Annotated in this window: 19 protein-coding genes; 13 read left to right on the top strand and 6 right to left on the bottom strand. The window is 66.1% G+C overall.

Translation table 11 applies throughout. The features are described 5' to 3' along the window. Window positions 1-92 precede the first annotated feature (92 nt). Window positions 93-611, top strand: a complete 519-nt coding sequence (locus tag LU671_RS19465; protein ID WP_203648100.1) for an outer membrane protein assembly factor BamE — start codon at window positions 93-95, stop codon at window positions 609-611. 85 nt (window positions 612-696) lie between these two features. Here LU671_RS19465 and LU671_RS19460 read toward each other — a convergent pair whose 3' ends face one another. Beyond that, window positions 697-1,131 (bottom strand): type II toxin-antitoxin system RatA family toxin, encoded by a 435-nt coding sequence (locus LU671_RS19460; protein WP_203648101.1) that lies wholly within the window; start codon window positions 1,129-1,131, stop codon window positions 697-699. Between the two features lie 161 nt (window positions 1,132-1,292). On the opposite strand from LU671_RS19460, the gene smpB reads away from it, so the two are divergent. Continuing rightward, window positions 1,293-1,775, top strand: coding sequence for an SsrA-binding protein SmpB (smpB, locus tag LU671_RS19455; protein ID WP_023629355.1), 483 nt, complete (start codon window positions 1,293-1,295; stop codon window positions 1,773-1,775). 155 nt (window positions 1,776-1,930) lie between these two features. Here the strand turns inward: smpB and LU671_RS19450 are convergent, their stop codons facing one another. Then, window positions 1,931-2,698 (bottom strand): FCD domain-containing protein, encoded by a 768-nt coding sequence (locus LU671_RS19450; RefSeq protein WP_050707001.1) that lies wholly within the window; start codon window positions 2,696-2,698, stop codon window positions 1,931-1,933. 345 nt (window positions 2,699-3,043) lie between these two features. Between LU671_RS19450 and LU671_RS19445 the strand changes: the two genes are divergently transcribed. From LU671_RS19445 to LU671_RS19395, 11 genes are all read left to right on the top strand, one after another. Then, window positions 3,044-4,714, top strand: coding sequence for a lactate permease LctP family transporter (locus tag LU671_RS19445; protein ID WP_203648102.1), 1,671 nt, complete (start codon window positions 3,044-3,046; stop codon window positions 4,712-4,714). A 63-nt stretch (window positions 4,715-4,777) separates the two neighbouring features. Then, a complete protein-coding gene (gene lldD, locus LU671_RS19440) occupies window positions 4,778-5,923 on the top strand; it encodes an FMN-dependent L-lactate dehydrogenase LldD (protein ID WP_203648103.1) in 1,146 nt (381 codons plus the stop codon). Window positions 5,924-5,994: 71 nt separating this feature from the next. After that, a complete protein-coding gene (locus LU671_RS19435; RefSeq protein WP_232856601.1) occupies window positions 5,995-8,805 on the top strand; it encodes an FAD-binding and (Fe-S)-binding domain-containing protein in 2,811 nt (936 codons plus the stop codon). A 159-nt stretch (window positions 8,806-8,964) separates the two neighbouring features. Beyond that, the gene (prmA, locus tag LU671_RS19430; RefSeq protein ID WP_232856600.1) at window positions 8,965-9,843 is read left to right on the top strand and encodes a 50S ribosomal protein L11 methyltransferase; all 879 of its coding nucleotides are present in this window, start codon (window positions 8,965-8,967) and stop codon (window positions 9,841-9,843) included. 43 nt (window positions 9,844-9,886) lie between these two features. Further along, a complete protein-coding gene (locus tag LU671_RS19425) occupies window positions 9,887-11,215 on the top strand; it encodes a DUF3426 domain-containing protein (RefSeq protein WP_232856599.1) in 1,329 nt (442 codons plus the stop codon). 227 nt (window positions 11,216-11,442) lie between these two features. Further along, window positions 11,443-12,456: a tRNA dihydrouridine synthase DusB gene (gene dusB / locus LU671_RS19420; protein ID WP_050707006.1), complete on the top strand. Its 1,014-nt coding sequence runs from the start codon at window positions 11,443-11,445 to the stop codon at window positions 12,454-12,456. Next, window positions 12,453-12,773, top strand: a complete 321-nt coding sequence (fis, locus tag LU671_RS19415; protein WP_011535876.1) for a DNA-binding transcriptional regulator Fis — start codon at window positions 12,453-12,455, stop codon at window positions 12,771-12,773. The genes dusB and fis overlap by 4 nt, the downstream gene beginning before the upstream one ends. Window positions 12,774-12,852: 79 nt before the next feature. Continuing rightward, complete coding sequence (gene purH, locus LU671_RS19410) at window positions 12,853-14,460, top strand: bifunctional phosphoribosylaminoimidazolecarboxamide formyltransferase/IMP cyclohydrolase (RefSeq protein WP_232856598.1); 1,608 nt, start codon at window positions 12,853-12,855, stop codon at window positions 14,458-14,460. A gap of 182 nt (window positions 14,461-14,642) precedes the next feature. After that, on the top strand, window positions 14,643-15,938 hold the full coding sequence (gene purD, locus LU671_RS19405; protein ID WP_203648108.1) for a phosphoribosylamine--glycine ligase: 1,296 nt from the start codon (window positions 14,643-14,645) through the stop codon (window positions 15,936-15,938). 136 nt (window positions 15,939-16,074) lie between these two features. Continuing rightward, window positions 16,075-18,840, top strand: a complete 2,766-nt coding sequence (locus LU671_RS19400) for a hybrid sensor histidine kinase/response regulator (RefSeq protein ID WP_232856597.1) — start codon at window positions 16,075-16,077, stop codon at window positions 18,838-18,840. Between the two features lie 187 nt (window positions 18,841-19,027). Continuing rightward, a complete protein-coding gene (locus LU671_RS19395) occupies window positions 19,028-19,624 on the top strand; it encodes a MarC family protein (protein WP_028691281.1) in 597 nt (198 codons plus the stop codon). Window positions 19,625-19,636: 12 nt separating this feature from the next. On the opposite strand, the gene cobJ is transcribed toward LU671_RS19395, so the two are convergent. From cobJ to cobG, 4 genes are read right to left on the bottom strand one after another with little or no spacing between them, the layout of a single operon-like run. Further along, complete coding sequence (cobJ, locus tag LU671_RS19390; protein WP_232856596.1) at window positions 19,637-21,337, bottom strand: precorrin-3B C(17)-methyltransferase; 1,701 nt, start codon at window positions 21,335-21,337, stop codon at window positions 19,637-19,639. Further along, window positions 21,325-22,059 carry a precorrin-2 C(20)-methyltransferase gene (locus tag LU671_RS19385; RefSeq protein WP_177330861.1) on the bottom strand — a complete coding sequence of 245 codons (735 nt, stop codon included), beginning with the start codon at window positions 22,057-22,059 and terminating at the stop codon, window positions 21,325-21,327. Before LU671_RS19385 ends, cobJ begins: the two co-directional genes overlap by 13 nt. Then, entirely contained in the window at window positions 22,056-22,682 is a 627-nt protein-coding gene (locus tag LU671_RS19380; protein WP_203648111.1) for a precorrin-8X methylmutase, read from the bottom strand. Before LU671_RS19380 ends, LU671_RS19385 begins: the two co-directional genes overlap by 4 nt. Beyond that, on the bottom strand, window positions 22,675-24,000 hold the full coding sequence (gene cobG / locus LU671_RS19375) for a precorrin-3B synthase (protein ID WP_232856595.1): 1,326 nt from the start codon (window positions 23,998-24,000) through the stop codon (window positions 22,675-22,677). The genes LU671_RS19380 and cobG overlap by 8 nt, the downstream gene beginning before the upstream one ends. Between the last annotated feature and the right edge of the window lie 181 nt (window positions 24,001-24,181).

The raw sequence follows: 24,181 nt of genomic DNA, 5'->3' as shown, positions 1-24,181 counted from the left end.
GCTTTCTCGCCGATGCTGCTTCGCAGCTTCTCTTAATACGGGTATGATCGGGGTTTACGTTGTCCAGCCAAGATAGTGGAAGTCGCCCACCGATGCAAAACACCAAGCTCTTGCTAACCAGCCTCACCCTAGTGGGACTGCTCGCACTCGCCGGTTGCTCGTTTCCCGGGGTTTACAAAATCGACATCCAGCAGGGCAATGTCGTCACGCAGGATATGATAGACCAATTGCGCCCGGGAATGACCCGCCGACAAGTAAGGTTTATCATGGGCAACCCGCTGCTGCAGGACACTTTCCACACCAACCGCTGGGACTACCTGTACAGCCTGCAGCCCGGCGGCGGCCAGCGCCAGCAAGAGCGCATGAGCATCTTCTTCAACGAGAACGACCAACTGGTCAACCTCTCCGGCGACTTCATGCCGGGCGTCAGCCGCGACCAGGAAATCCTCGGCGGCAGCGGCGACACCACGGTCAGCCCGGACAAACAGCCGAGCCAGCCCGAGAAGCCGGCCAAGCCAGGCTCGCTGGAAGACACGCTGCAGAAAGAAATCGACAACATCGAGACCACCCCGGTCCCGACGCCAGCACCGCTGGAAACCTCGCCGCAGTAATTGCGCCGACACTAAAAAGCCCGGATCCAGTCCGGGCTTTTTATTGCGCTGTCGAAAAGCCCTTGGATCAGGCCATCAGCACTACTCAGCCATTCAGCTGCTTGGCACGCTGGCAAAACGCATCAACCATGGTATTGGCCGCCTGATTGAACAGCGGCCCCAGGGTCGCCCGCACCAGGGCGCCGGCGTAATCGAACGACAGGTCGAGGCTGATCTTGCAGGCCTTCTCGCCCAGCGGCTTGAACACCCACAGGCCATGCAGCTGGGTAAACGGCCCATCTTCCAGGTTCATTTCGATCGACTGCCCCGGCACCAGCACATTGCGCGTGGTGAACTGCTGGCTCATGCCGCCCTTGGCCACTTCCAGCTTGGCGCGCATGTGCGTGTCGCTGGCCTCGAGCACGGTGGAAGCCGAGCACCAGGGCAAGAACTCCGGGTAGCTGGCCACATCGTTGACCAGGTCGTAGAGCGCCTGGGCAGGGAACGGCAGCAGGGCGGAGCGTTGAATATGGGTAGTCATCCAGGCGTCACTTCCAATCTGGGCGGCGGCGCGTCGCAGCGCCTCGAATACGGTTCTGCACAGCAGAACGAGGCCTGTATTGTCCGGGATTCACACAACTGGCTCAAGCGCACCTAAACCCCGTAGCCGAGGACGCGGACTCTCCCTATAATGCGGCCCCTATGGCTAAGCAAAAGAAACATCCGACCGGGACCATCGCGCAGAACAAGAAGGCGCGACACGATTACTTCATCGAACACAAGTTCGAGGCCGGGCTGGTCCTGTCCGGCTGGGAAGTAAAGAGCCTGCGGGCCGGCAAGGCGCACCTGACCGACAGCTACGTGCTGCTCAAGGATGGCGAAGCCTGGCTGTTCGGCAGCCACATCACACCGCTGAACACCGCCAGCACCCACGTCATCGCCGACCCGATCCGTACCCGCAAGCTGCTGCTGAACAAGCGCGAGCTGGAGCGCCTGGAAGCGGCCGTGGCGCAGAAGGGCTACACCTGCGTGGCGATGTCGCTGTACTGGAGCAAGCACCTGATCAAGTGCGAGATCGCGCTCGGCAAGGGCAAGAAGGAGTTCGACAAGCGCGACACCGTGCGCGAGCGCGACTCCAACCGCGAGCTGCAGCGCACGATGCGCAACAAGGGCAAGGAAGAGTAACTCCTACCCTGCTTGGTCACTGTAGGAGCGGCCTCGTGCCGCGAAAGGGCTGCGAAGCAGCCCCCTACAACCTGTATGACGCATAGATTCTGAGGCCGCTGCGCGCCCTTTTCGCGGCACAAGGCCGCTCCTACAACGACCGTGCATGCCGCCTCTCAGCGCCCGCTGCGCCGCTCCGCCCGCGCCACCCGCTGGGCCTCCTGCTGCGCCTCTTGCAGCACCTCCTGCACATACAGGATGTGCCGGCTAGACACCTCCCGCGCATCGTCCGCCCGCCCCTCGACAATCGCCAGGTACAACTCGCGATGCTGACTGATCAGCATGTCGCGGGTCTCCGTGCGCTGCTGGTACATGCCGCCGATGTTGGTCACCACGTTGCGCTTGAGCAGGTCGAACAAGCCGCGGATGGTATGCAGCAGCACGGCGTTGTGACTGGCTTCGGCAATGGCCAGGTGAAAACGCGCATCGGCCGCGCCTTCCTGCGCCCGATCCACCTCACCGACACGGTTGTAGCAGTCCTGCAGCGCGTCGAACGCCGTCTTCAACCGCTCGCGATCAGGCTCGGTGGCGCGCTGGGCCGCGTAGTAGGCGCATGACGCCTCCAACGTATGACGGAACTCCAGCAGGTCGCGCTGGGCCTCCGGATTGCGCTCCAGCAGTTGCAACAGCGGATCGCTGAAGGTGGAGCCCAAGGCTTCGGCCACGTAGTTGCCGCCGCCCTGGCGACTGACCAGCAACCCCTTGGCCACCAGCTTCTGGATCGCCTCGCGCAGCGACGGACGGGACACGCCGAACTGCTCGGCCAGAACGCGTTCTGCCGGCAGGCGCTGACCCGAAGTGAGGGTACCTTCGAGAATCATCCCTTCCAACCGATCGACGATGTCGTCGGACAGGCGCCGCTGGCGGACTTGATCAAAAACCATTGCTTGCTCTCCACGTGCCCCGGCACCGATTTCGGGGGCGCTTATTCTGCGCTTATCCGCAGCGTGGCGACAGATGTTCCACCACGCGAGGGCCACCTTGCGGCCCGTTCGCGGCACGAGGCCGCTCCTACACAGGCCAAAACAGCCGCAGAAAACCCGAATGCATAGTCGCTCCGACAACACTCATCCAAACAGCCGCTCATCGGAGCTCGACCAAAGTTTTGTGTAGGACAAATTGACACACCCCTAATCAGGCTCTTAACCTAGCGCCCAGCCATTGTAAATTGGTCTTACCAATTATCCAATGCCAGTGCCTTGACCAACAACAATTAGGGGCCACCCCATATGCAAACCTGGCAACAACTCTATACCCCGCTTGGTAGCCTCGGCCTGTCCGCGCTGGCGGCGGTCATCCCCATCGTGTTCTTCTTCCTCGCCCTCGCCGTGTTCCGCCTCAAGGGCCACGTCGCCGGCAGCATCACCCTCGCGCTGTCGATACTGGTGGCAATCTTCGCCTTCCAGATGCCTGTCGACATGGCCCTGGCTGCCGCGGGCTATGGCTTCCTCTACGGCCTGTGGCCGATTGCCTGGATCATCGTCGCCGCGGTGTTCCTCTACAAACTCACGGTCAAGAGCGGCCAGTTCGAGGTGATTCGCAGCTCGGTGCTGTCGATAACCGACGACCAGCGCCTGCAAGTGCTGCTGATCGGCTTCTGCTTCGGTGCCTTCCTCGAAGGTGCGGCCGGTTTCGGCGCACCGGTGGCCATCACCGCCGCACTGCTGGTGGGCCTGGGCTTCAACCCGCTGTACGCCGCCGGCCTGTGCCTGATCGCCAACACCGCGCCGGTGGCCTTCGGCGCCCTGGGCATCCCGATCATCGTCGCCGGGCAAGTGACCGGCATCGACGCCTTCCACATCGGCGCCATGACCGGCCGCCAGCTGCCGCTGCTGTCGCTGTTCGTGCCGTTCTGGCTGGTGTTCATGATGGACGGCGTGCGCGGCGTGAAGGAGACCTGGCCTGCCGCCCTGGTTGCCGGCCTGAGTTTCGCCGTCACCCAGTACTTCACCTCCAACTTCATCGGCCCGGAGCTGCCGGACATCACCTCGGCCCTGGCCAGCCTGATCGCCCTGACCCTGTTCCTCAAGGTCTGGCAGCCCAAGCGCTCGTTCGCCGAAGCCAAGGGCAGCGTCGGCGCCGCCGTCGTGCAATCGGGCGGCAGCCAGCCTTCGCCGTACAGCTTCGGCGAGATCTTCAAGGCCTGGTCGCCGTTCCTGATCCTGACCGTGCTGGTCACCATCTGGACCCTGAAACCGTTCAAGGCGGCCTTCGCCCCAGGCGGGGCGATGTACAACTTCGTGTTCAACTTTGCCATCCCGCACCTCGACCAGCTGGTGATCAAGACCGCGCCGATCGTTACCGCGCCGACTGCCATGCCGGCGGTGTTCAAGCTCGACCCGATTTCCGCCACCGGCACGGCGATCTTCCTCTCGGCGCTGATCTCGATGTGGGTGTTGAAGATCAACTTCAAAACTGGTCTGACCACTTTTAAAGAGACCTTCTGGGAACTGCGCTGGCCTATCCTGTCGATCGGCATGGTGCTGGCCTTCGCCTTCGTCACCAACTACTCGGGCATGTCCTCGACCATGGCCCTGGTGCTGGCCGGCACGGGCGCCGCGTTCCCGTTCTTCTCGCCGTTCCTGGGCTGGCTGGGCGTATTCCTGACCGGTTCCGACACCTCGTCCAACGCCCTGTTCAGCTCGCTGCAGGCCACCACCGCGCACCAGATCGGGGTCAGCGACACCCTGCTGGTGGCGGCAAACACCAGCGGCGGCGTGACCGGCAAGATGATCTCGCCACAGTCGATCGCCGTGGCCTGCGCCGCCACCGGGCTGGTGGGCAAGGAATCCGACCTGTTCCGCTTCACCGTCAAGCACAGCCTGTTCTTCGCCACCATCGTCGGCCTGATCACCCTGGTCCAGGCCTACTGGCTCACTGGCATGCTGGTTCATCACTAAAGTGAAAGGGGCCGGGCGCCAGTCAGCGCCCGGCATCTCCTTCAACCCACGCTGCGAGAATCCATGATCATTTCCGCCTCCACCGACTATCGCGCCGCGGCCCAACGCAAGCTGCCCCCCTTCCTCTTCCACTACGCCGACGGCGGTGCCTACGCCGAGCACACCCTGCGCCACAACGTCTCGGACCTGGCCAGCATCGCCCTGCGTCAACGCGTGCTGAAGAACATGTCGGACCTGAGCCTGGAGACCCGGCTGTTCGACGAGACCCTGAGCATGCCCGTGGCCCTGGCCCCGGTCGGCCTCACCGGTATGTACGCCCGTCGCGGCGAAGTGCAGGCGGCCCGTGCGGCGGCGGCCCATGGCATCCCGTTCACCATGTCCACCGTATCGGTGTGCCCGATCGAGGAAGTGGCCCCGGCCATCGACCGACCAATGTGGTTCCAGCTGTATGTCCTCAAAGACCGCGGCTTCATGCGCAACGCTCTGGAGCGCGCAAAAGCGGCCGGCGTGAAGACCCTGGTATTCACCGTCGACATGCCGGTACCCGGCGCCCGCTACCGCGATGCCCACTCCGGCATGAGCGGCCCGAAGGCGCCGCTGCGCCGCGTGTGGCAGGCCATGACCCACCCGCAGTGGGCGCTGGATGTCGGCCTGCTCGGGCGCCCGCACGATCTTGGCAACATCTCCAAGTACCGTGGCAACCCCACGGGCCTGGCCGACTACATCGGCTGGCTGGGCAACAACTTCGACCCGTCCATCTCCTGGAAAGACCTGGAGTGGATCCGCGAATTCTGGGACGGCCCGATGATCATCAAGGGCATCCTCGACGCAGACGATGCCCGCGACGCGGTCAAGTTCGGCGCCGATGGCATCGTCGTCTCCAACCACGGCGGCCGCCAGCTCGACGGCGTGCTGTCCAGTGCCCGCGCCCTGCCGGCGATCGCCGACGCGGTGAAGGGCGACATCAAGATCCTCGCCGACTCCGGTATCCGCAGCGGCCTCGACGTAGTGCGCATGGTCGCCCTGGGCGCCGACACCGTGCTGATCGGCCGCGCCTTCCTTTATGCCCTGGCCACCCATGGCGAAGCGGGCGTGAAGAACCTGCTGGAGTTGTTCGAGAAAGAAATGCGCGTGGCCATGGTGCTGACCGGCGCCAAGTCCATCAGCGAGATCACCCGCGACTCGCTGGTCCGCGAACTGGGCGCCTGAGCCCGCCCGCCAACGCCTGATTGCCCGGGGCACGCCGCGCACAAGACGCCGCGGCCCCGCGAGGAGACTGCATGAGCCTGCCCGCCGCGTTCCTGCGTGATGCCGAGCGCCTGATCCCCGCCGAACGCCGCTTCGACGACCCGACCTCGACCCTGGCCTTCGGTACCGATGCCAGTTTCTACCGGCTGATTCCCAAGCTGGTGGTGCGGGTGGAGTCCGAGGACGAAGTGGTCGCGTTGCTGAAACTGGCCCAGCGCGAACGCGTGCCGGTGACCTTCCGCGCCGCCGGCACCAGCCTGTCGGGCCAGGCCATCAGCGACTCGGTACTGATCGTGCTCGGCGACAACTGGAATGGCCGGGAGATTCGCCGCCAGGGCGCGCAGATCCGCCTGCAACCTGGCGTGATCGGCGCCCAGGCCAATGCCTGGCTGGCCCCTTACGGGCGCAAGATCGGCCCCGACCCGGCCTCGATCAACGCCTGCAAGATCGGCGGCATCGTCGCCAACAACGCCAGCGGCATGTGCTGCGGCACCGCGCAGAACACCTACCACACCCTCGCCGGCCTGCGCCTGGTGCTGGCCGACGGCACCCGCCTGGATAGCGAAGACCCGGCCAGCATCGCCGCGTTCAGGCAAAGCCACGCCAGCCTGCTGGAGGAGCTGGCCCGCCTTGGCCGCGAGACCCGCGCCAACCTTGAGCTGGCCGACCGCATCCGGCACAAGTACCGACTGAAGAACACGACCGGGCTGTCGCTCAACGCACTGGTGGATTACGACCAGCCGCTCGACATCCTGCAGCATCTATTGGTCGGCTCCGAAGGCACCCTCGGTTTTATCAGCGCCGTCACCTACGACACCGTGCCCGACCATCCGCACAAGGCCAGCGCGCTGCTGGTGTTCCCGAGCGTCGAAAGCTGCTGCCGGGCGGTGCCCCTGCTCAAGCCGCAACCGGTGTCCGCCGTGGAGCTGCTCGACCGCCGCAGCCTGCGCTCGGTGCAAGATATGCCCGGCATGCCGGCCTGGGTGAAGGGCCTGTCGGCCAATGCCTGCGCCCTGTTGATCGAGTCCCGTGCCGCCAGCCGGAGCCTGCTGCACGAACAGCTCGACCAGGTGATGGCTGCCATCGCCGAGTTCCCGCTGGAGCAGCAGGTCGCCTTCAGCGAAGACCCGGCGGTGTACAACCAGCTGTGGAAGATCCGCAAGGACACCTTCCCCGCCGTCGGCGCCGTGCGCCAGACCGGCACCACGGTGATCATCGAAGACGTCACCTTCCCCATCGAGCAACTGGCCGAGGGCGTCAACCGCCTGATCCAGCTGTTCGACAAGCACCACTACGACGAAGCGATCATTTTCGGCCACGCCCTGGAAGGCAACCTGCACTTCGTCTTCACCCAAGGCTTCAACAGTGCCGAGGAAGTGGCGCGCTACCAGGCGTTCATGGATGACGTGGCACAACTGGTGGCGGTGGAGTTCGGCGGCTCGCTCAAGGCCGAGCACGGCACCGGGCGCAACATGGCGCCGTTCGTCGAGCTGGAATGGGGCAAGGACGCCTACCAGTTGATGTGGCAGCTCAAGCGCCTGCTCGACCCCAACGGCATCCTCAATCCTGATGTGGTGCTGAGTGAGGATCCGGACATCCACCTGAAGAACCTCAAGCCGCTGCCGGCCGCCGACGAGATCGTCGACAAGTGCATCGAGTGCGGCTTTTGCGAGCCGGTGTGCCCGTCGAAAGGGCTGACCTTGAGCCCCCGCCAGCGCATCGTCATGTGGCGCGACATCCAGGCGAAGAAACGCGCAGGCGTCGACACCCGCGAACTGCTGCGCACCTACCAGTACCAGGGCATCGACACCTGCGCCGCTACGGGCCTGTGCGCCCAGCGCTGCCCGGTGGGCATCAACACCGGCGAACTGGTGAAAAAGTTGCGCGGCCAGGCGGCCGAGCACGGCAAGGCCGCCGACTGGCTGGCCGAGCATTTCCACGCCACCCTGCGCGGCGCCCGCTTCACCCTGGCCGCCGCCAATGGCGCGCGCAGGCTGCTCGGCGCCCCACGCATGAGCCGCCTCAGCGCCAGCCTCAGCAGGGCCAGTAAAGGCCGCCTGCCGCAATGGACTCCCGCCATGCCGCAGCCGCTGCGCGCCATCGACTTCCCCACGCCAAGCCACGATGCCCGACCACGGGTCGTCTACCTGGCCGCCTGCGTGTCGCGGGTGATGGGCCCGGCCTACGCCGACCGCGAACAGAGCTCGTTGCTGGACAAGACCCGCGCCCTGCTGGAGAAGGCCGGCTACCAGGTGGTGTTCCCGGACAACGCCGACAGCCTGTGCTGCGGCCAGCCGTTCGCTTCCAAGGGCTACCCCGAGCAGGCCGAGCACAAGCGCCAGGAGCTTATCAACGCTCTGCTGCACGCCAGCCGTGGCGGCCTCGACCCGATCTACTGCGACACCAGCCCCTGCACCCTGCGCCTGGTGCAGGACCTGGGCGAGTCGCGGCTGGACCTGTACGACCCGGTGCGCTTCATCCGCACCCACCTGGTCGACAGGTTGGAGTTCACCCCCCAGGACGAGCCAGTGGCGGTGCACGTGACCTGCAGCACCCAGCACCTGGGCGAAAGCCAGGCGCTGATCGACCTGGCGCGCCGCTGCAGCCGGCAGGTGGTGATCCCCGAGGGCATCCATTGCTGCGGCTTCGCCGGCGACAAGGGCTTCACCACGCCGGAGCTCAATGCCCACTCCCTGCGCACCCTGAAGGACGCCGTGCAGTATTGCAGCGAAGGAATCTCCACCAGCCGCACCTGCGAAATCGGCCTGTCGAGCCACAGCGGTATCGACTATCACGGCCTGGTGTACCTGGTCGACCGGGTCACCCGCGCGCGCAGCCTCTGAACCGCCGAGCAGCCCCGCTCTCTCCCGTGGGAGCGGGCTAGCCCCGCGCAAAGCCAGCGGCACAACTACGTCCTGCACAAACCCTGCGCACTCAAGTAAACTGGCGGCCTTTTCGCGCAGCCTCGGGCTGCCCCTGTCGATTTACCAAAGGTGCCCGCCATGCCCTGGCTGCAAGTACGCCTGGCCATCAGCCCGGAACAAGCCGAAACCTACGAAGACGCCCTGCTCGAAGTGGGTGCCGTCTCGGTGACCTTCATGGATGCCGAAGACCAGCCGATCTTCGAACCGGACCTCAACACCACCCCGCTGTGGTCGCACACGCACCTGCTGGCGCTGTTCGAGGCCGATGCCGAGCCCGACCAGGTATTCGCCCACCTGCGCCTACTGACCGGCGCCGAGTTGCCCGAGCACCACGCCGAAGTGATCGAGGACCAGGACTGGGAACGCAGCTGGATGGACAACTTCCAACCCATGCGCTTCGGCCAGCGCCTGTGGATTGTGCCGAGCTGGCACGAAGCCCCGGAAAAGGACGCGGTGAACCTGCTGCTCGACCCGGGCCTGGCGTTCGGCACCGGCACCCACCCGACCACCGCGCTGTGCCTGGAGTGGCTCGACGGCCAACAGCTGCAAGGCACCCAGGTGCTGGACTTCGGCTGCGGCTCGGGCATCCTCGCCATCGCCGCGCTGCTGCTGGGCGCCCGCCACGCGGTAGGCACCGACATCGACGTGCAGGCTATCGAGGCCTCCCGTGACAACGCCCAGCGCAACGGCATCGCCGACGACAAGTTCGACCTGTACCTGCCCGAGCAGATGCCGGCCATGCAGGCCGACGTGCTGGTCGCCAATATCCTGGCCGGCCCGCTGGTCTCGCTGGCACCGCAACTGTCCGGCCTGGTGCGCCCCGGTGGCCTGCTGGCGCTGTCGGGCATCCTCGCCGAACAAGGCGAGGAAGTGGCCGCTGCCTATACGGCCGACTTCGACCTGGACCCGATCGTCGTGCGCGACGGCTGGGTACGTATCAGTGGTCGCCGCCGCTAAGCGCGCCTAGACTCATTTCCTGCACAGTTCCCCGGACAGCCGCATGACCGACAGTTTCGTCACCCAGTGCCCGCATTGCCAGACCAGCTTTCGCGTCACCCATCACCAGTTGAGCGTGGCCCGTGGCGTGGTGCGCTGCGGTCATTGCCTGCAGGTGTTCAACGCGGCGAAACAGTTGCTGGAGCAGAACCGCGCTACCACTGGTGAAGGCAGCGCCGAGGCACCGCCCGCCGTGGCGCAGCCGGTCGCACCCGTGGCCCCGGCAGCCGAGCCGGTGGCCGAAACCCCGGCACCGGACGAAGACAACTGGAGCGTCACGGCCGAAGAACTGGACGCCCTCGACCTCGACCAGGAACTGGCGCGCCTCGAGCGGCGCAGCCCGGGTGACCGGCGCGGCGCGACGAAGGGCCTGCTGCAGGCCCGTCGCGACGAGCAGGTCGGCGATGGACACGGCGACGAACTGTTTGGCACGGCCACCGATGATGACCTGGCGCCCACACAGGTGCGCGAGGAAGCGCCGGTACTGGTCGAGCAGGAGCCGCTCGACCTGGAGCCCGCAGCCGACGAACGCACCGAACCAACCCTCGGCAGCGCCGACCTCGAGCTGGACGACGAACCGCCGGTGCGCCACCAGACAGCGACCGACGACCTCGACGAGCCGTTGGAACGGTTGTCCGCCCACGACGAGCCAGTTCCGGAAAAGGGCCTGTCGGCGCTGGATGACGAGGTCCGCAGCGAGCCGCTTTCGGCCCGCGACGAGGAACCCAACGAACAGCCCGGGCAACGCCTGGAACCCAGCCTGGCGATCAAGCCCGAGCGCACGCGCAAGGAGCCGCTGGTCGACGTGGTCGACGATCCGTTGCAGCTGGATTGGGAAAAGCCCGCGCCGAACTGGGGCAAGCGCCTGCTGTGGGGCTTCCTGACCCTGCTGGCCGCCACCCTGCTGGCATTTCAGTACGTCTGGTTCCACTTCGATGAAATGGCCCGCCAGGACCAGTACCGCCCCTGGTTCCAGCAACTGTGCCCGGTGTTCGGCTGCCAGGTGCCGACCCGCGTGGACATCTCGCGGATCAAGAGCAGCAACCTGGTGGTGCGCAGCCACCCGGACTTCAAGGGCGCGCTGATCGTCGACGCGATCATCTACAACCGCGCCCCCTTCGCCCAACCTTTCCCCTTGCTGGAGCTGCGCTTCGCCGACCTCAACGGCCAGCTGATCGCCAGCCGCCGCTTCAAGCCCAGCGAGTACCTGTCGGGCGAGCTGGCCGGCCGCGGCGAGATGCCCAGCCAGACACCGATCCACATCGCCCTGGACATCCTCGACCCGGGGCCGAAGGCGGTGAACTACAGCCTGAGCTTCCGCTCGCCGGAATAAACGACCAGCGGCAAGCCCGCCCTACGGGCTTGCCGGTGTCGCGAACGGGCCGCAAAGCGGCCCCAGGTTCAACTGAACGGTTGAATTTCCGAGACTCGCGGCATCGGTCATAACGCCGCAACTGTTCAGATTTTATCCAGATTCATCTTTATCCGGTCATCGAGAGCGGGTATCATGCCATCCCTTTTTCGAACTCCAATGATTCGGCCCCACAACAGGGAACACCTATGTCGGCGGTACGCATCGGCCCTTACACACTGCAGAACAACCTGATCCTGGCCCCCATGGCCGGCGTCACGGACCAACCTTTCCGCACCCTGTGCAAACGCCTGGGGGCGGGCATGGTGGTCTCGGAAATGGTCTCCAGCGACATGCGCCTGTGGAACAGCCGCAAGTCGAGCCTGCGCCGCATCCACGAAGGCGATCCCGAGCCACGCTCGGTGCAGATCGCCGGCGGCGACGCGCAGATGATGGCCGAGGCGGCCCGGGCCAACGTCGAAGCCGGCGCCCAGATCATCGACATCAACATGGGCTGTCCGGCGAAAAAAGTCTGCAACAAGGCCGCAGGCTCTGCTTTATTGAGAGATGAAGCCTTGGTCACCGAGATCCTCCACGCCGTCGTCGGCGCCGTGGACGTCCCGGTGACGCTGAAGATTCGCACCGGCTGGGACCGGGCGAACAAGAACGGCCTGAATGTGGCGAAGATCGCCGAACAGGCCGGCATCCAGGCGCTGGCGGTGCATGGCCGCACACGCGCCGACCTGTACACCGGTGACGCCGAGTACGACACCATCGCCGCGATCAAGCAGGCGGTGTCGATCCCGGTATTTGCCAACGGCGACATCACCTCGCCGGAAAAGGCCCGGGCGGTGCTGCACGCCACCGGTGCCGACGGCCTGCTGATCGGCCGTGCCGCCCAGGGGCGGCCGTGGATTTTCCGCGAGATCGAGCATTTCCTGCGCACGGGCGAGCATTTGCCCGCACCGGCGCTGGATGAAGTGGAACGCATTCTGCTGGAGCACCTGGCTGCGCTGCACGCCTTCTACGGCGATGTGATGGGCGTGCGTATCGCCCGCAAGCACGTGGGCTGGTACCTGGCGACCCGACCCGGCGGCAAGGAGTTCCGCAGCCGGTTCAACGCTTTGGAAGACACACAAGCGCAGTGCGCCAACGTTCAGGCCTTTTTCGCCGAACGTCGACAGAGCCTTGGGACAGAGGACGAACAAGGGGTGGCCGCATGACGATGATGACCGAGACATTAGTGAGTGGAACAACGCCCGTGAGCGACAACGCCAACCTCAAGCAGCACCTGAACACGCCGAGCGAGGAGGGCCAGACCCTGCGCGACAGCGTCGAGAAGGCGCTGCACAACTACTTCGCCCACCTGGAAGGCGCTACCGTCACGGACGTGTACAACCTGGTGCTCTCGGAAGTCGAGGCGCCCTTGCTCGAATGCGTGATGAACTACGTCAAGGGCAACCAGACCAAGGCCAGCGAGATGCTCGGGCTCAACCGAGGCACGCTGCGCAAGAAGCTCAAGCAGTACGATCTGTTGTAAGGCCAGAACCCCAACCAGAAAAGGCGCTCATGCAAAAAGGCGCCTTTTTTGCTGACTCCACCGCGTTATGGAATCTGAAATGACCGACCAGACTACCCGCCTGCCGATCCGCCGCGCCCTGATCAGCGTCTCCGACAAGACCGGTATCCTCGAATTCGCCCGTGAGCTGCAGCAGCTCGGTGTCGAGATCCTGTCCACCGGCGGCACCTACAAGCTGCTCAAGGACAATGGCGTGAACGCGGTGGAAGTGGCCGACTACACCGGCTTCGCCGAAATGATGGACGGCCGGGTCAAGACCCTGCATCCGAAGATCCACGGCGGCATCCTCGGCCGTCGCGGCACCGACGACGCCATCATGAACGAGCACGGCATCAAGCCGATCGACCTGGTCGCGGTCAACCTGTACCCGTTCGAAGCCACCATCAGCAAGCCGGGCTGCGACCTGCCGACCGCCATCGAGAACATCGACATCGGCGGCCCGACCATGGTCCGCTCTGCGGCGAAGAACCACAAGGACGTCGCCATCGTGGTCAACGCCAGCGACTACGCCGGCATCGTCGAGGGCCTCAAGGGCGGCGGCCTGACCTACGCCCAGCGTTTCGACCTGATGCTCAAGGCCTTCGAGCACACCGCCGCCTACGACGGCATGATCGCCAACTACATGGGCACCATCGACCAGGCCAAACAGACCCTGTCGACCGAAGACCGCAGCGAGTTCCCGCGCACTTTCAACAGCCAGTTCGTCAAGGCCCAGGAAATGCGCTACGGCGAGAACCCGCACCAGAGCGCGGCGTTCTACGTCGAGGCCAAGAAAGGCGAGGCCAGCATCTCCACCGCCATCCAGCTGCAAGGCAAGGAGCTGTCGTTCAACAACGTGGCCGACACCGACGCCGCGCTGGAGTGCGTGAAGAGCTTCGTCAAGCCGGCCTGCGTCATCGTCAAGCACGCCAACCCGTGCGGCGTGGCCGTGGTGCCTGAGGACGAAGGCGGTATTCGCAAGGCCTACGACCTGGCCTACGCCACCGACACCGAATCGGCCTTCGGCGGCATCATCGCCTTCAACCGCGAGCTGGACGGCGAAACCGCCAAAGCCATCGTCGAGCGTCAGTTCGTCGAAGTGATCATCGCCCCGAAAATCTCCCAGGCCGCCCGCGAAGTCGTGGCTGCCAAGCAGAACGTGCGTCTGCTGGAGTGCGGCGAATGGCCAGCCGAGCGCGCCGCCGGTTGGGACTTCAAGCGCGTCAACGGTGGCCTGCTGGTGCAGAGCCGCGATATCGGCATGATCACTGCCGATGACCTGAAGATCGTCACCCAGCGCGCGCCGACCGAGCAGGAAGTGCACGACCTGGTGTTCGCCTGGAAAGTGGCCAAGTTCGTCAAGTCCAACGCCATCGTCTACGCCAAGAACCGCCAGACCATCGGCGTCGGCGCCGGCCAGATGAGCCGCGTCAACTCCGCGCGCATCGCCGCCATCAAGGCCGAGCATGCCGGCCTGCAGGTGCAGGGCGCGGTGATGGCATCGGATGCGTTCTTCCCGTTCCGCGACGGCATCGACAATGCGGCTAAAGTGGGTATCAGCGCCGTGATCCAGCCGGGTGGCTCGATGCGTGATGCCGAGGTGATAGCTGCCGCTGATGAAGCCGGTATCGCCATGGTGTTTACCGGTATGCGCCACTTCCGCCACTAAACAGATGCCGGGTCGATCCCGGTCCTTGTAGGAGCGGCCTTGTGCCGCGAAAGGGCTGCAAAGCAGCCCACAGGGTTTAGGGATATCCCGGAAATCCAGGGGCCGCCCTGCGGCCCTTTCGCGGCACAAGGCCGCTCCTACAGGAAGCGGGATCGCCGCTCTACAGATTTCGAGGTTTTGACATGAAAGTTTTGATCATCGGCAGCGGCGGTCGTGAACACGCCCTGGCCTGGAAAGTCGCCCAGGACCCACGCGTCGAAAAAGTCTTCGTTGCCCCGGGCAACGCCGGCACCGCCACCGAAGCCAAGTGCGAAAACGTCGCCATTGACGTCACCGCCCTGGAGCAACTGGCCGACTTCGCCGAGAAAAACGTCGACCTGACCATCGTCGGCCCGGAAGCGCCGCTGGTCATCGGCGTGGTCGACCTGTTCCGCAGCCGCGGCCTGGACTGCTTCGGTCCGACCAAGGGCGCGGCCCAGCTGGAAGGCTCCAAGGCCTTCACCAAGGACTTCCTGGCCCGTCACAAGATCCCGACCGCCGACTACCAGAACTTCACCGAGATCGAGCCGGCCCTGGCCTACCTGCGTGAGAAAGGCGCGCCGATCGTGATCAAGGCCGACGGCCTGGCCGCCGGCAAGGGCGTGATCGTCGCCATGACCCTGCAGGAAGCCGAAGACGCCGTGCGCGACATGCTCGCCGGCAACGCCTTCGGTGAAGCCGGTTCGCGGGTGGTGATCGAAGAGTTCCTCGACGGCGAGGAAGCCAGCTTCATCGTCATGGTCGACGGCCACAACGTGCTGCCCATGGCCACCAGCCAGGACCACAAGCGCGTCGGCGACCAGGACACCGGCCCGAACACCGGCGGCATGGGCGCCTACTCGCCTGCCCCGGTGGTCACCGCCGACGTGCACCAGCGCGTGATGGACCAGGTGATCTGGCCGACCGTGCGCGGCATGGCCGAGGAGGGCAACGTCTACACCGGCTTCCTCTACGCCGGCCTGATGATCGACAAGGCGGGCAACCCCAAGGTCATCGAGTTCAACTGCCGCTTCGGCGACCCGGAGACCCAGCCGGTCATGCTGCGCCTGGAGTCGAGCCTGGTGCTGCTGATCGAGGCTGCCTTCGCCAAGGCCCTGGACAAGGTCGAGGCCCAGTGGGACCCGCGTCCGAGCCTGGGCGTGGTGCTGGCCGCCGGTGGCTACCCGGGCGACTACGCCAAGGGCGCCGTGATCAGCGGCCTGGATGCCGCCGCCAAGCTTGAAGGCAAGGTGTTCCACGCCGGTACCGCGCTGAAGGACGGCCAGGTGGTCAGCGCCGGTGGCCGCGTGCTCTGCGCCACCGCCATGGGCGACACCGTCGAGGCCGCCCAGCAGCAGGCCTACCGCCTGGCCGAGCAGGTCAAGTGGGACGCCAGCTTCTACCGCACCGACATCGGCTACCGGGCCATCGCCCGCGAGCGCGGTGAGCACCAGCAGTAAAAATGCACCGAACGGTCGTGGCGCTCCGCGCGCGCGGCCTTCGGCTCGTCGTCAAGGCCCCGCCGGGGCCTTGCCTTCGCCTTGGCGCGCCGCGCATAGTTGTTATCCGGCACATTAGCTAAGAAGGGATTTCGTCGTGCGTCGGCTTCGGATTGCCATAGCCCTGATCGTCAGCCTGCTGACCCTGCTCTGCCTGCTCCCGGCACATGCCGAACAGGCCGCAGGCTGGTCGGCGCTGCTCGACGAACAGGCCAACCTGCAATTGTCCGATGTACGCTCCGAACGTTACCGCAACCAGTTCAGCCCCCTGGCCCTCGACGAACTGGATGCCGCCCTCCCCGACCAGGCGCTCTGGCTGCACTACCGCCTGGAACCGCACGACCAGGAGCAACTGGTCCGTATCTTCGCCCCCGACCTGTCGCGCCTGGACCTCTACGCCCTCGAAGGCGGCAAACTGCTGCGCCAGCTGCACCATGGCCGCCAGGGCGATGGCCTGAGCCCGACCCAGCGCGGCCGGGACCATGTGCTGCCGCTGCCACACAGCAGCCAGCCACTGGACATCTACCTGCGGCTGGTCTCCGAACACCAGTTGCGCCCGGCCATCAGCGTCGAGTCCACCGCCCACGCCGCCGCCGACCAGCGCCAGTCGCTGCTGTTCGGCCTGCTGTTCGGCGGGCTGGTGATGCTGATCCTGCACAACCTGATCCGCTTCGCCTATTCTCGCTCCAGCACCACGCTGGTCCTGGCGCTGTACCACGGCCTGATGCTGCTCAGCGCGCTGATCCTGCTCAATCTCACTGGCCCGTGGGGGCAGCTGTGGCACAGCGCACAGACCCCGGCGGCCTACCTGACCTTGGTGCTGGCGGGCCTGGCCGGGCTGTACTTCACCCTGCATTTCTTCTCTCCCTGCAGTTCGGCGCGGCTCAACCGCCTGATGCAGATGGAAATGGTAGTGGCCGCGGTCAGCGGCCTGGTGCTGCTGTTCGTCGACACGCTGCCGCTGAACCTGATGACCTACGCCCTGCTCGCCCTGGGCAGCGTGAGCATGCTGCTGGTCAGCAGCTATCACTGGTACAAGGGCTACGGCCCGGCGCGGCTGTTCAGCGTGGCGATGCTGGTGTTCAACCTCGGCGGCCTGGTACTGCTGCCGGCCCTGCTGGGCCTGACCCGCACCCCCATGCCCTGGCTGCTGTGCATCCTCATGGCGTTGACCGTGGTCAGCGGCCTGTTGCTCAACCTCGCGGTCAGCGAGCGCCTGCGCCGGATCAGCGAAGAGCGCTTCCGCGCCAGCCGCGCCCTGGCCGCCAGCGACGCCGAGATCAACGCCAAGGCCGAGTTCCTGGCCAAGATCAGCCACGAGATCCGCACCCCCATGAACGGCGTGCTGGGCATGACCGAGCTGCTGCTGGGCACGCCGCTGTCGGTCAAGCAGCGCGACTACGTGCAGACCATCCACAGCGCCGGCAACGAACTGCTCACCCTGATCAACGAGATCCTCGACATCTCCAAGCTCGAATCGCGACAGATTGAACTGGACGACGTGCAGTTCGACCTCAACGCCCTGATCGAGGACTGCCTGAACATCTTCCGGGCCAAGGCCGAGCAGCAGAACATCGAGCTGATCAGCTTCACCCAGCCCCAGGTGCCCAGGGTCGTCAGCGGCGACCCGACGCGCCTGCGCCAGGCCCTGTCGAGCCTGCTGGACAATGCCCTGAAGAACACTACCCAGGGCGAGATCCTGCTGGTGGTGGCCCTCGACCAGCGCGGCGACAGCCCGCGCCTGCGCATCGCCGTGCAGGACAGCGGCGAGCCGATGCCGCCCGCCGAGCGCGACGCCCTGCTGCAGGCCGAACTGCACAGCCGCCACTTCCTCTCCAGCAACAAGCTCGGCGGCCACCTGGGCCTGGTGATCGCCAAGCAGCTGATCGGCCTGATGCAAGGCGAGTTCGGCATCAAGACCAGCACCAGCATGGGCAACACCCTGTGGCTGACCCTGCCGCTGGATCCGCAGCGCCTGGAGCAGCCGGCCACCGACCTCGACGGCCCGTTGCGCGATGCGCGGGTGCTGGTGGTCGACGACAACGACACCTGCCGCAAGGTGCTGGTGCAGCAATGCAGCGCCTGGGGCATGAACGTCAGCGCGGTGCCGTCGGGCAAGGAAGCGCTGGCGCTGCTGCGTACCAAGGCGCACCTGCGCGACTACTTTGACGCGGTGCTGCTGGACCAGAACATGCCCGGCATGACCGGCATGCAACTGGCGGCCAAGATCAAGGAAGATCCGAGCCTGAACCACGACATCCTGGTGGTGATGCTCACCGGTATCAGCAATGCGCCGAGCAAGATCATCGCCCGCAACGCCGGGGTCAAGCGCATCCTCGCCAAGCCGGTGGCCGGCTACACGCTCAAGACTACCCTCGCCGAGGAGCTCGCCCTGCGCGGCCGCGACCAGGCCGCGCCGCCGCTGCCGGTCGGCACTCCGGTGCCGCTGGACCTGCCCGGCGACTTCCGCATCCTGGTGGCCGAGGACAACAGTATTTCGACCAAGGTCATCCGCGGCATGCTCGGCAAGCTCAATCTCGAGCCGGATACTGCCAGCAACGGCGAAGAAGCCCTGCAAGCGATGAAGACCAAGCACTACGACCTGGTGCTGATGGACTGCGAGATGCCGGTGCTCGACGGCTTCTCCGCCACCCAGCAGCTGCGCGCCTGGGAGTCCGCCAACCAGCGGCCGCGCACCCCGGTGGTGGCGCTGACCGCGCACATTCTCAACGAGCACAAGGAGCGCGCACGGCTGGCCGGCATGGATGGCCATATGGCCAAGCCCGTGGAGCTGTCGCAATTGCGCGAACTGATCCAGTTCTGGGCGGGGCAGCGTCAGGTAGTTACTGCCCCCCTCGACTGAAATGCTATTGGTGTAGGAGCGGCCTTGCCGAGGCGTCGGACCGGCCGGAATGGGCTGCACAGCAGCCCCCGGCCATTTCTGCTTTAGCTGAGATCCCGGGGCCGCGCTGCAGCCCTTTCGCGGCGCAAGGCCGCTCCTACAGGATCCGTGCTATACAGTGACATTTCACCGCCGCGGACCCGCCCCCATGCTCCATGAGTTGTTCAGCGTCTACCTGAAAATGCTCGTGCTCTACAGCCCGTTCTTCGTGCTGTCGTGTTTCATCGGCCTGACCCGCGGCCACTCCAGCAAGGAACGCAAGCAACTGGCCTGGCGCGTGGCGATCGCCACGCTGGTGGCCAGCGTGCTGCTCTATCTGTTCGGACGGGTGATCTTCGGCGTGTTCGGCATCACCGCCGACGCCTTCCGCATCGGCGCGGGCTCGGTGCTGTTCATCTCGGCGCTGGGCATGGCCCAGGGCAAGTCGGCGGTGCAGACCGACAACGTGCAGCAGGACGTGACCATCGTGCCGCTGACCATTCCGCTGACAGTCGGCCCGGGCACCATCGGTGCGCTGCTGGTGATGGGGGTGGGCCAGCCGCACTGGGACGACAAGCTGCTGGCCATCGTCAGCATCGCCCTGGCCAGCTTCACCGTCGGCCTGGTGCTGTACCTCTCGCACCGTATCGAGCGGCTGCTCGGCGACCAGGGCCTGCAGATCGTCAGCCGCCTGATGGGGCTGTTCGTCTGTGCCCTGGCGGCGCAGATCATCTTCACCGGGATCAAGGGCTACCTGCTGCCCTGACCCCGGCTGCACTCAGGGCTTGGCGGGATACCAGCGCGGCGTGTACACCCACTGGCCGCCATCGGCACGGGGGAAGGTGCAGGTGGTCGAGGAGCCGACCAGCACCATGGTACGCATGTCGACCATCTCCGGCAGCAGCTCGCCCAGGGTCACTACCCGCAGGGTCTGGCCCGGCCGGCCGATATCACGGCCCAGCACCACCGGCGTGCCTGCGTCACGATGACGGCGTACCACCTCCAGCGCCGCACCCAGCTGATGAGGCCGGGCCTTGGAGATCGGGTTGTAGAACGCCAGCACCAGATCCGCCTGGGCCGCCAGGTCGAGGCGTTTCTCGATGATCGACCAGGGCTTGAGGTTGTCCGACAGCGACATCACGCAGAAATCATGCCCCAGCGGCGCCCCCGCTTGCGCGGCGGTGGCCAGCGAGGCCGAGACGCCGGGCAGGATCTGCAACTCGACGCGCTGCCAGGCCGGGTCGCTGGACTCGTGCAACGCCTCGAGCACTGCGGCGGCCATGGCGAACACGCCCGGATCACCCGACGACACCACCACCACCGAACGCCCCTGGGCCGCCAGCTCGAAAGCATGACGAGCGCGCTGCATCTCTTCGCGGTTGTCGGTGCAGTGCAGTACCTGATCGTCGCGGAACGGGCCGGCCATGCGCACGTAGGTTTCGTAGCCGAGCACATCCTGCGCCCGCGCCAGCTCCGCCTTGACCGCCGGTACCATCAGTTCGGCGGCACCAGGGCCCAGGCCGATCACCGCCAGGCGACCACGGCGACGGCCAACGCGGGCGATGTCGACCGGTGCCGCGGCAACGGCGTGGGCGAGCCCCACGGACGAACCTACGCGCGCGTGCGGCAATGCATCAGCCAGCATCCGCTCCAGGCTCTCGGCGGCCGGGGCGAAGCGCAGGGCGACATTCAAGGCCTGTGCAGCTTCGTGCAGGGCCGACTCCGCCATCTCGGTTTCGCTCGCCAGCAGGCAGGCCAGCGCAGGCTCGGCAATGTTCGCTCGCAGCAGCTCCTCGCGCACCTGTTGCACCAGGTCAGCGCTACCGGCTGTGACCGCCACCACCACGCAACGCGCGTGGATCAGCAGTTCGTCACGACTGGCCGGACGCAGTGCGCTGCCCACGTGGATAGTGCGTTGGGCATCTTCGCTGGCGGGCAACTGCGCGTGCTCAAGCCACGGCGCGTCGCCTTCGACACGCACCGCCTCGCCCGCCAGCAGGTCGCAGACGAAGCGCTTGCCCTGTTCCAGGTCCGCCAGTGCGTAACCCTCGGGCGGATTCAGCAGGCAGGTGCCGAAGCGCAGCTCGCCACTGGTGGTGATCGCCGCGCTGACACCCAACGCTTCACCGATCTCTCGGGCCATGACGTTGACTCCGCCCAGGCCACCGAGCAGCGGAACCACGGCGCTGCCGTCCTCGGCCACCGCCAGTACCGGTGGTTCGACGCCTTTTTCGCTCAACAGCGGCGCCAGGGTGCGAATGACGATACCCGCCGCGCACAAGGCGATGATCGGCGTGTCTTGCTGATACAGCTCACGCAGGGTGTCGCCGAAGACTGCGTAGTAACGGTCGACACCCTCCACGCGCCCTTGCAGGCCATGGATCACGGCCTGTGGATAGCATTGCTGGATACGCTGCGCGGTAGCCAGGCTGCCGGGGCCGAGAATGACGATTGCCGGTGCCTTGATCATCCCTGCCATTTCTCACCCGGCACGATGATCAGCGAGAAGTACGGCGAGGACTGCGGGTCGACCTCGTCCAGCGCGACGATCTTCTGGTTGGCCATGGTGGCCCGCTCCACGTACAGCGCACGGCTATCCAGGCCCAGCTCGCCGAGCACCTGGCGCACCTTGGGGAAGTTGCGCCCCAGCTTCATGATCACTGCCGCGTCGGCAGCAGCCAGTCGCTGTTTGAGCTCTTCATGGGGCAGCACACCGGAGAGCACGGTAAGGGTCTGGTTGCGGTACACCAACGGTGCACCGAGCACCGAGGCGCCACCGAGCATCGAGCAGACGCCCGGAATCACCTGCGCCTCGTAGCGCGAGGCCAGGCGATCGTGCAGGTACATGTAGGAGCCGTAGAAGAACGGGTCCCCTTCGCAGATCACCGCCACGTCGCGGCCGGCGTCCAGGTGCGCGGCAACCTGCAGGCTGGCTTCGTCGTAGAAGTCGCTGATCACCTGCTCGTAGGAGAGCGGCGCGGGCAGCGCCTCGGTGGTCACCGGGTACACCAGCGGCAGCAGGGTCTGTTCGGCTTGCAGGTGCGCTTCGATGATACCGAAGGCATTGCCGCGCTTGCCCTTGGCCACGAAGTACGCCACCACCGGTGCCTCGCGCAGCAGGCGCAGGGCCTTGACCGTGATCAGCTCGGGATCGCCCGGGCCCACGCCCAGGCCCAGCAGTCGTCCGCGTGCGTGCATCATTCCACCTCCGTGGCCAGGGCGTTGACCGCGGCGGCGGCCATCGCGCTGCCGCCCAGGCGGCCCTGCATGATCACGAACGGCACGCCACGGCTGTCGGCGGCGAGCATCGCCTTGGACTCGGCGGCGCCGACGAAGCCGACCGGGAAGCCGAGGATCAGCGCCGGTTTCGGTGCGCCGGCATCGAGCATTTCCAGCAGATAGAACAACGCGGTCGGCGCGTTGCCGATCACCACCACGCTGCCCTCCAGGTGCGGGCGCCACAGCTCCAGGGCCACCGCCGAACGGGTATTGCCCTCGGCCTTGGCCAGGTCCGGCACGCTCGGGTCGCGCAGGGTGCAGATCACCGGGTTGTTGGCCGGCAGGCGGGCGCGGGTGATGCCTTCGGCAACCATGTGCGCGTCGCAGAGGATCGGCGCGCCCTTGGCCAGGGCTTCGCGACCGGCGCTACCGGCGCCATCGGAGAACTGCAGGCCATCGATGGCCTCGACCATGCCGCAGGCATGGATCACGCGCACGGCGAGTTTTTCGAGATCGGCGGGGATCCGTTCGAGCCGGGCCTCCTCGCGGATGATCCGGAAGGAATTGCGATAGATCTCCTGACCATCGCGGATGTAGTCAATCATCAAGGTGCTCCGTCGGCAGGTCGAGCATGGCGCCTGCTTCTTCTGGGGTAAGGTTGGCGGCGCGCAACCTGCCGAAGCCCGGCAGGCGCGCATCGCGCAAGTAAAGGTCATAGCGGCCCGGGGCGCGGGCCAGCAGGGTCGCCGGGGCGACGTGGGCCATGGCGCAGGAACGTGGGCAGGCGGACAGGTGCACGCAGCCCGGGGCGCCATGGTGCAGCAGGGCGGCCAGGGCGATGGCGTCAGCCTTGGTGTCGGCCTGGGCCTTGGCGCAACCGCTGGAGCCGGTGCAGGCGACGACCCGCGCCAGTGGATGTTCGTTGTGGCAGAGCATGCCGGATGCCGCCAGTTGCACACGGGCGTTTTCCAGCGCGGTCGGTTCGAGGGAGGTCAGCACCAGGCTCTGCCAAGGCGTCAGGCGCAAGCTGCCATCGCCCCATTGCCGGGCGATGCGCGCGGCACTACGGAGCATTACGGGCGTCAGCCGCCCGAGGGGTGGCGCGACGCCCAGGGCCACACCCTGGCGCTGGGGCAGCACGCCCAGCCACGGGCTTGTCGTCGCCGGGCGCTGCCAGGGCATCGACGGGGTGTCGATCTGGATCGCCAGCCCTTCGAGGAAGTGCTCAACCGGGCACACCTGCAGCAATTGACGCATGCGCGACTGCTCGGGCGTCGCCAGGTCGAGGAAGCGCTCCAGCACCGCGCGCACCAGCGCCGGCCCCTGCTCCATCGGTACCGCACCCAGCGCCTGGCCATTCGACAGGCTGCTCGCGAGGCCGAACCGCAACCAGATGCGTCCTTCGTGCGGCATGGCGGACAACCACAGGTCGTGGGCGTGGTCGAGCATCGCCAGCGCTTCGCCGCCATCGAGCTGCACGGCGAACTTGGCCGAGAGCTTGTGGAACCGGGGTGTGCTTTCCAGCAGGTCGAGGATCTGCCCGGCCAATGGTCGGGTGTCGAACAGCATGGTCGGATCGAGTCCGGCCAGTGGGCTGAGCATGAGGTTGCGCACATCATCGCCCGCCGCGTCACGCGGGCCGAGCCCTGCGGCCAGCAGATGCTCGACCAGGCCGCCGTGATCCTGGCCAATGCCACGGATCTGCAGGTTGGCCCGGTTGGTCGCCTCGATCACCCCGCCGGCGAAGCGCTCGGCGGCGTCGGCCACGGCATCGGCCTGGTCGGCCAGCAGCAGGCCGCCCGGCAGCTTGATCCGGCAGATGCCACCGTCGCGCGCGGCAACGATGCGCCACAACCCCGGGCAGGCCGAGGGACGGGTCGAAACTTCGGAGGGTGGGGGCTGCGTCAAGGGGGCATCCGGCAATCGTGAAAGTGCGCTTCAGTGTAGAAGGCGCGGTATTATGCCTGCTTTGTCCGGCGGCATGAAAAGCCGGTGGTCGAACGTTCAATTTCGGGGCTGCTGTGCAGCCCTTTCGCGGCACAAGGCCGCTCCTACAGGGTTTGCGCTGCACCTGTAGGAGCGGCCTTGCGCCGCGAAAGGGGCA

The organism is Pseudomonas sp. NMI760_13, assembly GCF_021283245.1.
In the GTDB taxonomy this organism is placed as follows: domain Bacteria; phylum Pseudomonadota; class Gammaproteobacteria; order Pseudomonadales; family Pseudomonadaceae; genus Aquipseudomonas; species Aquipseudomonas peradeniyensis.
This window is presented reverse-complemented; position numbering and strand designations above follow the sequence as displayed.

Coding starts and splice junctions, on each gene's coding strand:
- LU671_RS19465 (WP_203648100.1), top strand. CDS start 93: ATGCAAAACACCAAGCTCTTGCTAACCAGCCTCACCCTAGTGGGACTG.
- LU671_RS19460 (WP_203648101.1), bottom strand. CDS start 1,131: ATGACTACCCATATTCAACGCTCCGCCCTGCTGCCGTTCCCTGCCCAG.
- smpB (WP_023629355.1), top strand. CDS start 1,293: ATGGCTAAGCAAAAGAAACATCCGACCGGGACCATCGCGCAGAACAAG.
- LU671_RS19450 (WP_050707001.1), bottom strand. CDS start 2,698: ATGGTTTTTGATCAAGTCCGCCAGCGGCGCCTGTCCGACGACATCGTC.
- LU671_RS19445 (WP_203648102.1), top strand. CDS start 3,044: ATGCAAACCTGGCAACAACTCTATACCCCGCTTGGTAGCCTCGGCCTG.
- lldD (WP_203648103.1), top strand. CDS start 4,778: ATGATCATTTCCGCCTCCACCGACTATCGCGCCGCGGCCCAACGCAAG.
- LU671_RS19435 (WP_232856601.1), top strand. CDS start 5,995: ATGAGCCTGCCCGCCGCGTTCCTGCGTGATGCCGAGCGCCTGATCCCC.
- prmA (WP_232856600.1), top strand. CDS start 8,965: ATGCCCTGGCTGCAAGTACGCCTGGCCATCAGCCCGGAACAAGCCGAA.
- LU671_RS19425 (WP_232856599.1), top strand. CDS start 9,887: ATGACCGACAGTTTCGTCACCCAGTGCCCGCATTGCCAGACCAGCTTT.
- dusB (WP_050707006.1), top strand. CDS start 11,443: ATGTCGGCGGTACGCATCGGCCCTTACACACTGCAGAACAACCTGATC.
- fis (WP_011535876.1), top strand. CDS start 12,453: ATGACGATGATGACCGAGACATTAGTGAGTGGAACAACGCCCGTGAGC.
- purH (WP_232856598.1), top strand. CDS start 12,853: ATGACCGACCAGACTACCCGCCTGCCGATCCGCCGCGCCCTGATCAGC.
- purD (WP_203648108.1), top strand. CDS start 14,643: ATGAAAGTTTTGATCATCGGCAGCGGCGGTCGTGAACACGCCCTGGCC.
- LU671_RS19395 (WP_028691281.1), top strand. CDS start 19,028: ATGCTCCATGAGTTGTTCAGCGTCTACCTGAAAATGCTCGTGCTCTAC.
- cobJ (WP_232856596.1), bottom strand. CDS start 21,337: ATGGCAGGGATGATCAAGGCACCGGCAATCGTCATTCTCGGCCCCGGC.
- LU671_RS19385 (WP_177330861.1), bottom strand. CDS start 22,059: ATGATGCACGCACGCGGACGACTGCTGGGCCTGGGCGTGGGCCCGGGC.
- LU671_RS19380 (WP_203648111.1), bottom strand. CDS start 22,682: ATGATTGACTACATCCGCGATGGTCAGGAGATCTATCGCAATTCCTTC.